11 protein-coding genes, 1 pseudogene and 1 riboswitch are annotated in these 14,617 nt (G+C 66.1%); of the genes and pseudogenes, 7 read left to right on the top strand and 5 right to left on the bottom strand.

All coding sequences use genetic code 11. The features are described from left to right. The 4 genes and pseudogenes from FNA46_RS19615 to FNA46_RS19630 form a co-directional block, all read right to left on the bottom strand. Positions 1-884, bottom strand: a pseudogene (locus FNA46_RS19615) (glycogen debranching protein); the annotation flags it as partial. Between the two features lie 10 nt (positions 885-894). After that, complete coding sequence (locus tag FNA46_RS19620) at positions 895-1,920, bottom strand: ROK family protein (RefSeq protein WP_246103218.1); 1,026 nt, start codon at positions 1,918-1,920, stop codon at positions 895-897. Between the two features lie 74 nt (positions 1,921-1,994). Further along, the gene (locus tag FNA46_RS19625) at positions 1,995-2,960 is read right to left on the bottom strand and encodes a DMT family transporter (RefSeq protein ID WP_143126906.1); all 966 of its coding nucleotides are present in this window, start codon (positions 2,958-2,960) and stop codon (positions 1,995-1,997) included. Between the two features lie 100 nt (positions 2,961-3,060). Next, a complete protein-coding gene (locus FNA46_RS19630; protein ID WP_143126907.1) occupies positions 3,061-3,531 on the bottom strand; it encodes an RrF2 family transcriptional regulator in 471 nt (156 codons plus the stop codon). A 135-nt stretch (positions 3,532-3,666) separates the two neighbouring features. Between FNA46_RS19630 and cydD the strand changes: the two genes are divergently transcribed. From cydD to ribB, 6 genes are all read left to right on the top strand, one after another. Further along, positions 3,667-5,325, top strand: a complete 1,659-nt coding sequence (gene cydD, locus FNA46_RS19635; RefSeq protein WP_143126908.1) for a thiol reductant ABC exporter subunit CydD — start codon at positions 3,667-3,669, stop codon at positions 5,323-5,325. Beyond that, entirely contained in the window at positions 5,322-6,998 is a 1,677-nt protein-coding gene (locus tag FNA46_RS19640) for an amino acid ABC transporter ATP-binding/permease protein (RefSeq protein WP_143126909.1), read from the top strand. The genes cydD and FNA46_RS19640 overlap by 4 nt, the downstream gene beginning before the upstream one ends. A 122-nt stretch (positions 6,999-7,120) precedes the next feature. Next, positions 7,121-8,731, top strand: a complete 1,611-nt coding sequence (locus tag FNA46_RS19645; RefSeq protein WP_143126910.1) for a cytochrome ubiquinol oxidase subunit I — start codon at positions 7,121-7,123, stop codon at positions 8,729-8,731. A gap of 5 nt (positions 8,732-8,736) precedes the next feature. Next, positions 8,737-9,900 carry a cytochrome d ubiquinol oxidase subunit II gene (gene cydB, locus FNA46_RS19650; RefSeq protein WP_143126911.1) on the top strand — a complete coding sequence of 388 codons (1,164 nt, stop codon included), beginning with the start codon at positions 8,737-8,739 and terminating at the stop codon, positions 9,898-9,900. Positions 9,901-9,924: 24 nt separating this feature from the next. Next, complete coding sequence (gene cydX / locus FNA46_RS19655; RefSeq protein WP_143126912.1) at positions 9,925-10,041, top strand: cytochrome bd-I oxidase subunit CydX; 117 nt, start codon at positions 9,925-9,927, stop codon at positions 10,039-10,041. Between the two features lie 158 nt (positions 10,042-10,199). After that, positions 10,200-10,349, top strand: a riboswitch (FMN riboswitch). Positions 10,350-10,478: 129 nt separating this feature from the next. Next, positions 10,479-11,123, top strand: a complete 645-nt coding sequence (gene ribB / locus FNA46_RS19660; protein WP_143126913.1) for a 3,4-dihydroxy-2-butanone-4-phosphate synthase — start codon at positions 10,479-10,481, stop codon at positions 11,121-11,123. A gap of 77 nt (positions 11,124-11,200) precedes the next feature. Here ribB and FNA46_RS19665 read toward each other — a convergent pair whose 3' ends face one another. After that, the gene (locus FNA46_RS19665; RefSeq protein ID WP_143126914.1) at positions 11,201-12,139 is read right to left on the bottom strand and encodes a LysR substrate-binding domain-containing protein; all 939 of its coding nucleotides are present in this window, start codon (positions 12,137-12,139) and stop codon (positions 11,201-11,203) included. A 180-nt stretch (positions 12,140-12,319) separates the two neighbouring features. On the opposite strand from FNA46_RS19665, the gene katG reads away from it, so the two are divergent. After that, the gene (katG, locus tag FNA46_RS19670; RefSeq protein WP_143126915.1) at positions 12,320-14,539 is read left to right on the top strand and encodes a catalase/peroxidase HPI; all 2,220 of its coding nucleotides are present in this window, start codon (positions 12,320-12,322) and stop codon (positions 14,537-14,539) included. Positions 14,540-14,617 lie beyond the last annotated feature (78 nt).

Genomic DNA, 14,617 nt, shown 5'->3' on the forward strand with positions numbered 1-14,617 from the left:
CTCCACCAGTCGGTGGAGCGCAAATGCTCCATCTTGTACTCGGCGGAGTTGACGCGGAACCTTTCCCATTCCTCGCCCTGCTTCGGCCCGGTGAGAATGACGCCGCTCGGCGCCTCGCCATCCGGCTGGATGCCGGTCGCCAGCAGATCGATCTGGCCGCGCACCACCTGCGGCTCGAGGAAGAGCAGCGCCTGCAGTGCCCAGTAGCCGTCACGGTAATAGGTGCGGGTCGGGGCCGAATAGGCCTGACCGGCCGCAAGCCCCAGGAAGCGGCCATCCTCGGCGCGGCGGATCGAAGACAGCGAGGCATGCGCGCTCTGCACGGCCATGGAGCGCATCAGCGGCCCGGCCGAGGGCAGGATATCGCAGCGCGCCACATGCGCCGCGCATTCGGCGATGATTTCCGCGGCGGAAAGCGCAAGGCCGCGCTCGGCCTCCGCACGGCTGGCACCGGCCGCAATCACGATGTCGCCGCCCTCGCGGATTTCCACGATGGTGACGCCCCAGGGCGTGGTGGCCATGCGGCGTGCCCCTTCGCGGCGCACCTTTTCCGGCGTCGTCAGCGTGCCCCACCAGGCGCAGCGGCGGGCGGGACGCACCGCCTTCAGCCGCGCGCCGCGCAGGAGAAGCACCGGCGCCGTCTGCGCCACATGCACGGAACGCGCGCCGGCCACCAGCCGGTTCGGCGCATGCACGAAGGGGCCATCCCATGCCTCGACGAAGATATTGGCCATGTGACCGCAGCCCCAGAGCGACAGCTTCAGCCGCCCTTCGTCGGGAAAGAAATCGCCCTGCAGGCGCGGCGCCATGAAGGCCATCTGCATCGGGTGGGCGGTCTCGACCAGCCCGTCGGGCCGCGCAAAGGCAAGAGTGGTCTCGGTCATCAGGGTCTCCTCAGAGAGCATGGGCTGCGGTGCGGGTGGCGGCAAGATGCGAGGCCAGCATCACGGCGCCGATCAGGCCGGCGCGGGCACCGAAGCGGCTGGGTTCGACGGGGCAGTCAAAGGGCAGAAGCGGGACAAGATGATGGCGCAGCCGCTCGAGAAACATCGCCTGCGAACCGATGCCGCCGCCGACCACGATACGGGCGGGATCGATCAGCGCCTGGACCGCGGCAAGGCCGAGCGAGGCATCCTGCGCCAGCGTGTCGATGGCCGCGACCGCCTGCCCATCGCCGGCTGCGGCGCGGCGAAACAGATCAGCAACGCTTGCCTGACCGAGATCGAAGCGCTGGCGAATGCCGGCCGTGCCGACGATATCTTCGAAAAGGCCGTTTTCGGACGCCGGCGCCGTCGCATGCGGCTGAGGCCCGACCGGCAGATAAGCGATCTCGCCGGCCCGTCCGAAGGCGCCCCGCACCAGCTGGCCGTTGATCACCATGCCCATGCCGACACCGGTCCCAAAGGAGATGAAGACCAGCGATCCGACCACGTCTGCAAGGCCGGAAGCCTCGCCATAGGCGGCCAAATTCACATCGTTTTCGACCGCGACCGGAAACGGCAGCCGCTCGCCCACCAGTGCAGCCAGCGGCCGGTCGGCCGGCAGCGCAAGGTTCGGTGAAAGGGAGGCAAGCCCGGTCTGCGGCGAGACAGCACTCGGCACGCCGATCACCAACTGGGCGATCTCTTCGACGGCAAGGCCCGCCTCGCCCGCCAGGGCCCGCGCCATCTCGGCAATCTGGCCAAGCACGGGGGCATCCATGCCATGGCGGGTCGGTTCCTCGCGGGACAGGAGAAGCGTGCCATCGGCATCGGCAAGCCCTGCCAGAAGCTTCGTGCCGCCGAGGTCGATACCGATCACATGACCGCCCCTGCCTTTGCCCAGACCGAGCCCCGGCTCAGCGGGCTGCCGTTCGTCCGGCGACGTCGTTGTCCCGGCAGCGGTCGAAACGACGGGCGCGGTCGCAATATCGACTGACACGAATGGCATTCCTTCTATTTGTTCGGCACGTTGACGAATTTATTAAGCGGTGCCGCCGCCGGGTGTCAAGCTGGTCATTGGTCGGAGCGGGAGACCTCGTCGCGGGCGCGCCGGGCAATCACCCGCTCCCGGTGCCAGATGTAGAGGCCGGAGCCGATCAGGATCAGCGCGCCGGCAAAGGTCCAGAGTGTCGGAATGTCGCCGAAGAAGACGAAACCGAGGATGAGGACGGCGAGAAACTGGAAATATTGCAGCGGCGCCAGAAAGCTTGCCGGCGCGAACCGATGGGCCTGGATATAGAAGTAATGGCTGAGCGCTCCGAAGAAGCCGGCACCGAAAAGGGCAATCCAGGTCTCAGGGTGTGCCGGCCACACAAAGACGAAAGGGATCAGGGGTGTCAGGATCGCGGCCGGAAGCGCTGCCATGATCAGCAGCATGCTGCCGGGTGATTCGGTCCCGGCCAGCCGGCGCGTCATGATGGAATAGCTGGCGCCGATGATGACCGAGAGAAGAATGATGCCGAAGGCCGGCTCGATGCTGCCGGGCGCCGGCCGCGTGATGACCAGCACGCCGAGAAAACTCACCCCGATCGCCGTCCAGCGATAGCGCCCCACCTTCTCCCCCAGCCAGAAGATGGAAAGGAGCGTGATGAAGGCAGGTCCCGTGAACTGGATGGACAGGGTCTGGGCGATCTGCAACTGGCTGAGCGCCAGGAAATTGAGCCCGGTGCAGACGATCTGGATCAGTGCCCGCAGGGTCTGCAGGCGCGGCTGCTTCGTTCGCCAGGCCTCCGGTGCACGCCATGGATTGAGAACGAGCGCCACCAGCACGAAATGGATGGCGAACCGGAACCAGACGGTTTCGATGGCGGGCAGTTCGCGGCTGGCCATCTTGGCGGAGCTGTCCAGGCAGGCAAACAGCGTGACCGCCACCAGCATCATCACCGCTGCCCTGCCCTTGTTGATGCCCTGCCCTTCTAGGCTTGCGGCGACAGATGCCGCCTTTGCGGCGGAGGAGGGAGAGGCTGTGAGGGCGGCCATGGCAGAAACCTTGATTGACGATACGCACCTCCCGCCTTCTCCTTATCACGAATTTCGATTTAGTCACCCTGCCGAACGAATAAGGCCGACGCTTTGCGCTTCACATTCCAAGCGACGGATTGCAGCGCACAGGCTGTGGATGCAGGGACAGCAGGGTTTCCAACCCGCAATTGGCCGAGACGAGGTCCTCAAGCGTAACACGGTCCATCTCACGGTAGAAGGCATTCGCCGCCCCGACGAGAAAGCCGCGCAGCCGGCAGTGCGGCGCCAGCGGACAGGTATTGCTGTCGGGATCGAAGCATTCGGCGAGCGGCACGCCGTTTTCGAACAGGCGCAGCACGCGGCCGATCACGATCTCGCCGCTAGGGCGCGCCAGCCGTAAGCCGCCGCTTCGCCCCCGCAGCGTCTCGATCAGCCCATGCGCCTGCAGCACGCTCACCACATGCAGGAGATGGTTCAGCGAGGCATTGCATTTTTCCGCAATGTCGGCGGTGCGCACGGTCAGGTCCGCGTTGACGGCGCAGACCATCAGGATGCGCATGGCCAGGTTGGTGCGGATCGTCAGGCGCATCGGAACTCCACGAAGGGTTGTGTCGCTCCTTCTATGCCCTGCACAATCTCACGCGTATGTGATCTGGATCAGTTTCTCTTCGGAATTTACGGTTTAAGTCGCATCCCGCATGCGAGTTTCGAGAATGGAAAAGTGATGACGCAGACAGCAGATCGGGGCGCGGCGCGCGCCGCCTTGGCGCGCCTCATGCAGGCGGCGAAGCGGGATCTCAAGCGGGCCGGCGCGCTCTCGGTGCTGGCAGCGCTTGTCTGGCCGCTGCAGGCGGCCCTCGTCGCCCATGCGCTGGCCGCGCTGCTCACCGCACAGCCGGTTTCCGCCCCGGCCATCGCCGCCGGCTTTGCAGCCCTGGGGCTCGTGCGCGCCCTGCTGTCGCGCGCGGCAGAAGCGGCCGGGCAGACGGCAGCGGATGCGGTGATGCGGACGACCCGCCGGAACATCGTGACGCGCGAGGCGGCGCGCGCCGCCGACACGCCGTTCGGCGGACCGGGCGCCATCGCCGCGCTCGCCGCGGAAAAGATCGATCTGCTGGGGCCCTACATCACCCGCTATCTGCCCGCGCAGATGCGGGTCGGCGTGCTGCCGCCGGTCATTCTGGCGCTCGCCTTCTGGCAGTCCTGGGCGGTCGGCCTCGTGCTCCTGGTCAGCGGCCCGCTGATCCCCGTCTTCATGGCGCTGGTCGGCATGGCAGCCAAGGAGGCGAGCGAGCGACAGATGGCCGAGATCGGCGGCATCAACGACATGCTGGTGGAGCGGCTCTCCGGCCTCGTCGATATCCGCCTGCTGGGCGCCGGCCGTCTGGTGCATCGGGGTTTTGCCGCGCGCGCCGCCGAACTGCGCCGCCGCACGCTGGCGGTGCTCGCCATCGCCTTCCTCTCCTCGACCGTGCTCGAACTGTTTGCCGCGATCGGGGTGGCGATGGTCGCGGTCTATGTCGGCTTCTCGCTGCTCGGCACCCTCCATTTCGGCAGTTGGGGCACGCCGCTCTCCCCGCAGGCCGGCATTTTCCTGCTGCTGCTGGTGCCCGACTTCTACCAGCCGCTGCGCGATCTCGCCGCCGCCTGGCATGACAAGGCGTCCGCCAGTGCTGTTGCGGACGAGGTGGCCCGCTGGGAGGCATCCCGGACGCCTGAGATCGCGGGGCGCGGCGGACGGGCAGAACCGCTGCCGGGGCCGGCCAGCATCCGCCTCACCGGGTGCCGGGCGCCGAACGGACACCCCCTGCCGGACATCCATGTGGCACCCGGCGAAAGCGTCGCGCTCATCGGCCCGAGCGGTGCGGGCAAGACCTCGGCCCTCAGACTGATGGCCGGGCTTTCGCTGCCGGAGGCGGGCCGTATCGAGGTCGCCGGCGTCGCCCTCGACGACGGGAACGCCGATCGCTGGCGCGCCCGGCTCGGCTGGATGCCGCAGGCGCCGCATTTCCTTAACACCAGCCTGCGCCGCAACATCACGCTGGGGCGGCCCGGCAGCCCGGACGAGGCGCTGCGATCCGCCGGCGTCGAGGCGGTGGCGGCCGCCCTCCCCCGTGGTCTTGCCACCCGGCTTGGCGAAACGGGTGCCGGGCTTTCCGGCGGCGAGGCGCGGCGGCTGACCCTGGCGCGCGCCATCCATGGACGGCCCGACATCATTCTTGCCGACGAGCCGACCGCCGATCTGGATGCCGAAACCGCCGCCATCGTGACAGACGGCCTGCTGGCGGAAGCCGCGCGCGGCGCAACCCTGGTCATTGCCACCCATGATGCGGCGCTCGCCGCCCGCATGGACCGGATCATCCGCATCGGAGGCGAGGCATGAGCGCGCTGTTTTACATCTTCCGCCTGATCCTTGCCGATCAGAAGGCGGCGCTGGCGCGCGGCGCCCTGCTCGGCATCGTGGTTCTCGTGATGGGCGCTGCCCTGCTCGGCCTGTCCGGCTGGTTCATCACGGCTGCCGCCGCCGCCGGTCTTGCCGGTCTCGGCACCGTCTTCGATGTGTTCCGCCCCTCCGCGCTGGTCAGGATGCTGGCGCTGGCGCGCGCCGCCGCGCGGTACGGCGAACGGCTCCTCACCCATGAGGCAACGCTTCGGGCACTGGAAAGCCTCAGGCTTCGCCTTCTCTCCGGCTATCTTGCCGCATCCTATGAGCGGATGCTGGCCGTCAGGGGTCCGCAGGCGCTGAACCGGCTGATGGCCGATATCGATGCGCTGGACGGCGTGCCGCTGCGCCTGGTGTTGCCGATTGCCTCGGCGGTTGCCGTGCAGGCGCTCGCCGGCCTTCTTCTGTGGTGGCTGGTGACGCCCGCCATCGCGCTGTGGATCACGCTCGGCTGGCTGTGCGGTGCGGCCCTGATCCTCCTGCCGGTGCTGAAGCGTGCCGCCCCGCAATCGCGACGGCGGGAAGCGGCGGCGCAAACCTTCCGCGCCCGCTTCATCGATCTCATCCGCGCCCGCCGAGACCTGGCCATCCATGGCGAGCTGCAGGCGCAGCTGGCGCGCATTCTCGACGCGGACGACCGGCGCTTTGGCGTGGATCTCGACCGCATCGAGCGCGGCGCCGGCTTTTGGCTGTCGCTGCTCGGCACGCTGGTCGCGGCCGGAACGCTCTATGCGGGCATCACCGCCGTGCAGGCCGGCCGGCTGGAACCGGCCTTTGCGGCGCTCGCCTTCTTCGCCGCGCTGGCGCTGGCGGAAACCGTGGCGCCGCTGCGCCGGGCTGCGGCCGATCTTGGCCGGATGGCGGAGGCAGCCCGGCGCGTGCGGCGCGATCTGGTCGCAACGCCCGAGGCCGGGCCTGTCCCGGCACCCCTCGCCGCCCCGGCGCTCCCGTCCGGCGCTGTCGCCGAGACGGCAATGGCGACACTCAAGATCGAAAACCTGTCGCTTGCCCGCCCCGGCCGCCCCGAGCCGCTGATCGAGCACCTGACACTTTCTGTCGCACCCGGCGAGACGGTGGCGCTGACGGGGCCGAGCGGCTGCGGCAAATCGACCGTGCTGCTGGCGGCCGGCGGGTTGCGTCCGCTTGCGGCCGGAACGATCCGCCTCCTCGGCCGCGATCTGGCGCTGTGGCCGGAGGCGGATCTGCGCGGCGCCCTGACCCTTCTGCCGCAGCGCAGCGCGCTGATGGCTGGAACGGTGGCCGAAAACCTTCGGCTTGCCGCCCCAGACATGGATGAGGAACGCCTGTGGCAGGTGCTGGAAGCCGTTGAGTTACAGGAACTTGTGCGCGAACGCGGCGGACTTTCCGCAAGGCTCGGGCCACGCGGCGAGGGTTTTTCCGGCGGCGAGGCCCGGCGCCTCACGCTCGCCCGCGCGCTGCTGCGGCAGCCGCATATGCTGCTGCTCGACGAGCCGACGGAGGGTCTTGACCAGCCGACGGCAGAGGCGGTGCTTGCCGGCATCCGCGCCGTGCTGCCACGCGCCGCGATCCTCATGGCCTCGCACCGGGCGGCGGAACGGGCGTTTGCAAACCGTCTCGTGGCGCTGCCTTAACTCGTATCCTGGATATGACTTATTGATCCTGATCAAGGTTCGCGGGAACCCGCGGGCCTAGACCGATAGCCAGACTTGACCTTTACGGACGGCACAGAGCCGCCGTCTCTGGAGTAAGCGCTATGGATATCGGAATCGTCGAGCTGTCACGGCTGCAATTTGCCATGACGGCCATGTATCATTTTCTCTTTGTGCCTTTGACCCTTGGCCTGTCCATCCTCGTCGCCATCATGGAGACGGTCTATGTGATGACAAGGCGTCCCATCTGGCGGCAGATGACCAAGTTCTGGGGCACGCTGTTCGGCATCAACTTCGTGCTGGGTGTCGCCACCGGCATCACCATGGAATTCCAGTTCGGCATGAACTGGAGCTACTACAGCCACTATGTCGGCGACATCTTCGGGGCGCCGCTGGCGATCGAGGGGCTGATGGCCTTCTTCCTCGAAGCCACCTTCGTCGGCCTGTTCTTCTTCGGCTGGGACAAGCTCAGCCGCGTGCAGCATCTCGTCGTCGCCTGGCTGGTGGCGCTCGGCTCCAACCTCTCCGCACTCTGGATCCTGATCGCCAATGGCTGGATGCAGAACCCGGTCGGCGCCCAGTTCAACCCCATGACCATGCGCATGGAGATGACGGACTTTTACGAAGTGCTGTTCAACGAGGTGGCACAGGCGAAGTTCGTGCACACCGTCAGCGCCGGCTATGTCACGGCCTCGGTCTTCGTGATCGGCGTCTCGGCCTGGTATCTGCTGAAGGGCCAGCACGTGGCGCTCGCCCGCCGCTCGATCACCGTCGGCGCCGCCTTCGGGCTTGCCTCGGCCTTCTCGGTCGTGCTGCTCGGCGACGAATCCGGCTATTCGGCCACCCATAGCCAGAAGATGAAGCTCGCCGCCATCGAGGCCATGTGGAACACGGAACCGGCACCGGCCCCCTTCACCGCCTTCGGCTTTCCCGACCAGGAGGCGCGCAGGACCCATTATGCCGTCCACATTCCCTTTCTCATGGGCCTGATCGGCACCCGCTCGCTGACCACCGACATTCCGGGCATCAACCAGCTGGTCAACCAGGCGGAGGGGCGCATCCGCTCCGGCCTCATCGCCTATGAGGCGCTGATGACGGTGCGCGAACAGCGCGATGCCACGCCGCCGGAGGTGATGAAGACCTTCGAGACCCATTCGCGCGATCTCGGCTTCGCCTTCCTGCTGAAGAAGTATATCGACAACCCGCTGCAGGCCTCGCAGGAGCAGATCCGCATGGCCGCCAACGACACCGTGCCGGAAGTCTGGCCGCTGTTCTGGGCCTTCCGCATCATGGCCGTACTCGGCTTCGGCTTCATCGCCACCATGGCCTATTTCTTCTACCGTGCCTCCTTCCGCGGCATGCGCTACCCGCGCTGGGCGCTGTGGGTTGCCGTGGTGATGATCCCGGCCCCGTGGATTGCCGCGGAAATGGGCTGGTTCGTCGCCGAATTCGGCCGGCAGCCCTGGACGGTGGACGGCATCCTGCCCACCGCCATGTCGGCCAGTTCGCTGTCCGTCACGGAGCTTGCGCTGACGCTGTTCGGCTTCATCGCCTTCTACACGGTGCTCTTCATCATCGAGATGGGCCTGATGCTGAAATACATCCGCAAGGGCCCCTACATCGACGTGGCCGAGACCGATGACTGGCTGCGTGCCCGCCAGGAGGTTCTGGCACCCGTTGCCCGCACCGCCCCCACTGCCATTCCCGCGGAGTAAGGACCATGATCCTGCACGAACTTCTAAGCTATGAACTGCTGCGCATCATCTGGTGGCTGCTGCTCGGCGTGCTGCTGATCGGCTTTGCCGTCACCGACGGCTTCGACATGGGCGTCGGCGCGCTGATCCCCTTCGTCGGCAAGAGCGACGTGGAGCGCCGCATCGCCATCAACACCGTCGGCCCTGTCTGGGAAGGCAACCAGGTGTGGTTCATCCTCGGCGGCGGCGCCATCTTCGCCGCCTGGCCGCCCCTCTATGCGGTGAGCTTCTCCGGCTTTTACCTGGCCATGTTCGTGGTGCTCGCCTCGTTCATCGTGCGCCCCGTCGCCTTCAAGTATCGTTCCAAGCGCGACGACGCCACCTGGCGCAATGCCTGGGACTGGGCGCTGTTTGCGAGCGGCGCTGTTCCGGCCCTTCTGTTCGGCGTTGCCGTCGGCAATGTCATCCAGGGCGTGCCCTTCCACTTCACGGCGGATCTGCACAGCGTCTATGAAGGGGCCTGGTACACCAAGTTCTTCGGCCTGCTGAACCCCTTTGCGCTGCTCTCCGGCGTCGTCTCGCTCAGCATGCTGATCATGCACGGCGCCGTCTGGCTCACCGTCAAGGCCGAAGGTTCGGTGCAGGGCCGCGCCCGCGCCATCGGCTCGGTTGCCGCCCTCGTCGCCGTCATCGCCTATGCGCTGGCCGGTGTCTGGATGGCCTATGGCATCGAAGGCTTCCGCATCGCCGGTCATTACGTCACCGACGGCCCGTCGAACCCGCTCTACTTCCAGGTGGAACGCACCGCGAGCTGGTTCACGGCCTATGGCGAGCGCCCGTGGATTGCCATCGCGCCGCTGCTCGGGATCGGCGGCGGCCTGCTGACCTTCCTCGGCCTGCGCGCACGCCGCGAGGTCTCGACGCTGATTGTGTCGAAGCTTGCCATCCTCGGCGTCATCGCATCGGTGGGGCTGACGATGTTTCCCTTCATCATGCCCTCCTCCAGCGATCCGAAATCCTCGCTGATGGTGTGGAACAGCTCGTCCTCGCACCTCACCCTGTTCATCATGCTGGTCTGCGCAGTGATCTTCATGCCGATCATCCTTGCCTACACCGCCTGGGTCTACAAGGTGCTGTGGGGCAAGGTCACCGACAAGGACATCACCGAACACAGCCACTCGGTCTACTGACCGAAGCCCAACAAGGAGATTGCCATGTGGTATTTTGCCTGGATCCTCGGCCTCCCGCTCGCCGCCATCTTCGCCGTGATGAACGCGATGTGGCTGGAAATGAAGGAAGACGAAAAGACCATCGCCGACAATCAGCGCTGACCCGTCACGCCCGATTGCCCCCTCGAAGGCCCGCCCGCGCGGGCCTTTTTCGGTTCGCCACCGTAGCACGGCAACGCATCTGCAAAATGACGACAGTGCGTCTGCGAACAGAAATCAGAAAAACGCTTGCATTTTGCCAGATCCTCTTCCTATCTTACCAATGTTCTCAGGGCGGGGTGCAATTCCCCACCGGCGGTATCGGGTCTTTGCCCGGAGCCCGCGAGCGCCCGACCGGGAAACCGGCCGGGGTCAGCAGATCCGGTGAGAGGCCGGAGCCGACGGTATAGTCCGGATGGAAGAGGACAGCAGGAGACGCTCTCGCGCCAGCGAGGCGGCGATCTCGTGCCTGTTCGCCCAAGGGCAGTTTACGGTGCAGCGCTTGTGCTGCGCATGAACAGGGCCGGTTCTCCGGCCAGAACCCTTGAAAGGCCAAGTGCATGCAATTTTCTACGATTGAAGCAGCGATCGCAGCGATCGGACGAGGCGAAATGATCGTCGTCGTCGATGATCACGACCGCGAAAACGAAGGCGACATCATCGTCGCGGCCGATTCGGTGACGCCGCAGCAGATCGCCTTCATGATGAAGGAAGCCCGCGGCCTGATCTGCATCGCCATGGAAGGCGAGCGCCTCGACGCGCTGGATCTTCCGCTGATGGTTCCCAACAATACCGAACTGCACAAGACGGCCTTCACCGTCTCGGTCGATTACCTGCCCGGCACGACGACCGGCATTTCCGCCGCCGACCGCGCCGCAACCGTGAAGGCGCTCGTGAGCCCGACATCCCGACCGGAAGATTTCGCCCGCCCCGGCCACATGTTCCCACTGCGCGCCAAGCAGGGCGGCGTTCGCGCCCGCCCCGGACATACGGAAGCCGCCGTCGATCTCGCCCGCCTTGCCGGTCGCTTCCCCGCCGGCGTGATCTGCGAAGTCGCCAAGGACGATGGCACCATGGCCCGCCTGCCCGATCTCATGCAGTTCTGCGAAACCCACAAGCTGCCGCTGATCGCCATCGAGGACCTGATCGCCTATCTCGATGCCCGCGACGCCAAGACCAAGGTCCGCGCTTTCGAAGCGGCCTGACGGAATGCGACCTTAGAACGGTCTGATGCATTGTTCCGATCGTCCGCCCAAATGGGGCGGACGATCTTCAAGGTCCTTTAGATCCGCGTCTCCTCGCCCGGTCCGACGGCTGCCGGCCGCAGCGCCTCAGCGCAACTCCGCACCACCTCGGCAATGCCGGACAGCTGCGGCGCGATCGGGCTCGTCTTGCGCCAGATCATGCCGATGGTGCGGGTGGGTTGCGGGTCCTCGAAACGCGCGATGGAGACGGGTGCCGAGCGGGTTTCCACCGAGACCGCGATTTCCGGGATGAGGGTGATGCCGATGCCGGCGCCCACCATCTGTACCAAAGTCGTCAGCGAGCTGCCATCCAGCAGTTCGCGGGGACGCACAGTGCCTGCGCCGATATTGCAGAAGGACAGCGCCTGGTCGCGAAAGCAGTGTCCCTCCTCCAGCAGCAGCAGGCGCATTTCGCGCAGCGTCTCGCGGTTCGGCACCGGCTTTCCGGCGTCTTCGGCCGGCCGCACCAGCAGAAAGCTCTCCTCGAACAGCGCCACCTCGGTCAGTTGCGGTTCGGAGACCGGCAGCGCGACGATTGCCGTATCCAGCCGCCCGTCCAGCAGTTCCTCGATCAGCTTCGGCGTCACCGTCTCGCGCAGGTGGATATCGAGCGCGTCATTGTCGCGCGTCAGCCCCGCCACCATGGCCGGCAGCAGATAGGGCGCGATGGTGGGGATGATGCCGATGCGAAGCCGCCCGACCAGTTGCCGGCGCGAGGCACGCGCCAGATCGCCGAGTTCGTCCACCTGCCGCAGGATTTCGCGCACCCGCAGAACGAATTCCTCGCCGAAACCGGTCAGCCGCACCTGCCGCGAACTGCGCTCCAGCAGTTCCACGCCCAGCATCTCCTCCAGTTCCTTCACCTGCACGGACAGCGCCGGCTGCGAGACCGAACAGGATTCAGCCGCCCGGCCGAAATGGCCGTGGCGGGCCAGCGCCTCGAAATAGCGCAATTGCCGAAGCGTGGGACTGATCATAACCCTAGCCTATCAAACCAATCATCAAATACTAATTACACTAATGGAACCCTTTTGATAGGGTTGTTCAAGATGAAGATCCGGGGACGGGTTTTCTTCAACCGCGGCGCGCCTTTCGCACTGGCGTCGCATTTAAGGCCGACCATGGCCAACGAGAACAGCAACTCTTGGAGGGTTAAAATGGACGTAACCAAGGCAGCAGGCGCGGGCGGCAAATGTCCCGTTGCCCATGGCGCAACCAGCCTCAGCATGCGCGGCAATCGCGACTGGTGGCCGAACCAGCTGAACCTGCGCATCCTGCACCAGAACACGGCGCTTTCCAGCCCGATGGATGCGGCCTTCAGCTATGCCAAGGCCTTCAAGGGTCTGGATCTGGCCGCCGTCAAGCAGGATCTCTACGCCCTGATGACCGAGAGCCAGGACTGGTGGCCGGCCGATTACGGCCATTACGGCCCCTTCTTCATCCGCATGGCCTGGCACAGCGCCGGCACCTATCGCACCGCAGACGGTCGCGGCGGCGCCACCTCGGGCACGCAGCGCTTTGCGCCGCTGAACAGCTGGCCGGACAATGGCAACCTCGACAAGGCGCGGCGCCTGCTCTGGCCGATCAAGCAGAAATACGGCAACGCGCTCTCCTGGGCCGACCTGATGATTCTCGCCGGCAATTGCGCGATGGAATCCATGGGCTTCAAGACCTTCGGCTTCGGCGGCGGCCGCGCCGACGTATGGGAGCCGGAAGAAGACATCTACTGGGGCTCCGAAAAGGAATGGCTCGCTACCAGCGACAAGGAACACAGCCGCTATACCGGCGACCGCGTTCTGGAAAACCCGCTGGCGGCCGTGCAGATGGGCCTCATCTACGTGAACCCCGAAGGCCCGGACGGCAAGCCGGATCCGCTCGCCTCCGGTCGTGACGTGCGCGAAACCTTCGCCCGCATGGCCATGAACGACGAGGAAACCGTAGCCCTCGTGGCCGGCGGCCACACCTTCGGCAAGATGCACGGCGCGGGCGATGCCGCCCATGTCGGCCCCGAGCCGGAAGCGGCCGGCATTGCCGCACAGGGCCTGGGCTGGCTCAGCACCCACAAGAGCGGCAAGGGCTCCGACACCATCACCAGCGGTCTGGAAGGCGCCTGGACGCCAAACCCGACCCAGTGGGACATGGGCTATTTCGATGTTCTGTTCGGCTATGAATGGGAACTGGTGAAGAGCCCGGCTGGCGCCTGGCAGTGGCATGCCAGGAACCTGGCCGAGAAGGACCATGCGCCGGACGCCGAAAACCCGGACAAGAAGGTGCCGATCGTCATGAACACCGCCGACATGGCGATGCGCATGGACCCGGCCTATGAGAAGATCTCGCGCCATTTCCATCAGAACCCGGAGGCCTTTGCCGACGCCTTTGCCCGCGCCTGGTTCAAGCTGACCCATCGCGACATGGGCCCGAAGGTTCTCTATCTCGGCCCGGAAGTGCCGGCCGAAGACCTGATCTGGCAGGATCCGGTACCGCCGGTCGACCATGCGCTGGTGGATGCCGCCGACATCGCAGCCCTCAAGGCCAAGCTTCTGGCATCCGGCCTCACCGCGCAGGAACTGATCCAGACCGCCTGGGCCTCGGCCTCCACCTTCCGCGGCTCCGACAAGCGCGGCGGCGCCAATGGCGCGCGCATCCGGCTTGCCCCGCAGAAGAGCTGGGAGGTGAATCAGCCGGAACAGCTGGCCAAGGTGCTGTCGGTTCTCGAAGGCATCAAGGCCGAGTTTGACGCCGGCCAGACGGGCAAGAAGGTTTCGCTCGCCGATGTGATCGTGCTTGGCGGTTCCGCCGCCGTTGAACAGGCCGCCAAGGCTGCCGGCTTCGATGTCGAGGTGCCCTTCGCCGCGGGCCGCACCGATGCCACCGCCGAACAGACGGATGCGGACTCCTTCTCGGTTCTGGAACCGGTCGCCGATGGCTTCCGCAACTACCAGAAGACGGAGTTCACGATTTCGGCGGAAGAACTGCTGCTCGACCGCGCCCAGCTTCTGACGCTGACCGCGCCGGAAATGACGGTCCTCGTCGGCGGCCTGCGCGTGCTTGGCGCCAATTACGGCGGCGCCGCACACGGCGTCTTCACCGACCGCGTCGGCACGCTGACGAACGACTTCTTCGTCAACCTGGTCGACATGGCCTATAGCTGGACCCCGGTGACGCCGGCGGAAAACCTGTTCGAGATCCGCGACCGCAAGACCGGCGCGGTGAAGTGGACCGCCACCCGCGTCGACCTCGTCTTCGGCTCGAACTCGCAGCTGCGGGCGCTTGCCGAAGTCTATGCCCAGTCCGACAACGCGGAAAAATTCGTCCGCGACTTCGTCGCCGCCTGGGTGAAGGTGATGAACGCCGACCGTTTTGACCTTAAGGCCTGAGGGCAGGCGCTGTTTTGACCACAGAGCCCCCGGTGCAAGCCGGGGGCTTTTTCACATGGCGCCACCGGATCTTGATGG

The sequence above is a fragment of the Affinirhizobium straminoryzae genome (assembly GCF_007004135.1).
Lineage (GTDB): Bacteria > Pseudomonadota > Alphaproteobacteria > Rhizobiales > Rhizobiaceae > Neorhizobium > Neorhizobium straminoryzae.

What these genes read in the sequence shown, in the direction of transcription:
- FNA46_RS19625 (WP_143126906.1), bottom strand. Translation starts at nt 2,960, where the DNA reads ATGGCCGCCCTCACAGCCTCTCCCTCCTCCGCCGCAAAGGCGGCATCT.
- FNA46_RS19630 (WP_143126907.1), bottom strand. Translation starts at nt 3,531, where the DNA reads ATGCGCCTGACGATCCGCACCAACCTGGCCATGCGCATCCTGATGGTC.
- cydD (WP_143126908.1), top strand. Translation starts at nt 3,667, where the DNA reads ATGACGCAGACAGCAGATCGGGGCGCGGCGCGCGCCGCCTTGGCGCGC.
- FNA46_RS19640 (WP_143126909.1), top strand. Translation starts at nt 5,322, where the DNA reads ATGAGCGCGCTGTTTTACATCTTCCGCCTGATCCTTGCCGATCAGAAG.
- FNA46_RS19645 (WP_143126910.1), top strand. Translation starts at nt 7,121, where the DNA reads ATGGATATCGGAATCGTCGAGCTGTCACGGCTGCAATTTGCCATGACG.
- cydB (WP_143126911.1), top strand. Translation starts at nt 8,737, where the DNA reads ATGATCCTGCACGAACTTCTAAGCTATGAACTGCTGCGCATCATCTGG.
- cydX (WP_143126912.1), top strand. Translation starts at nt 9,925, where the DNA reads ATGTGGTATTTTGCCTGGATCCTCGGCCTCCCGCTCGCCGCCATCTTC.
- ribB (WP_143126913.1), top strand. Translation starts at nt 10,479, where the DNA reads ATGCAATTTTCTACGATTGAAGCAGCGATCGCAGCGATCGGACGAGGC.
- FNA46_RS19665 (WP_143126914.1), bottom strand. Translation starts at nt 12,139, where the DNA reads ATGATCAGTCCCACGCTTCGGCAATTGCGCTATTTCGAGGCGCTGGCC.
- katG (WP_143126915.1), top strand. Translation starts at nt 12,320, where the DNA reads ATGGACGTAACCAAGGCAGCAGGCGCGGGCGGCAAATGTCCCGTTGCC.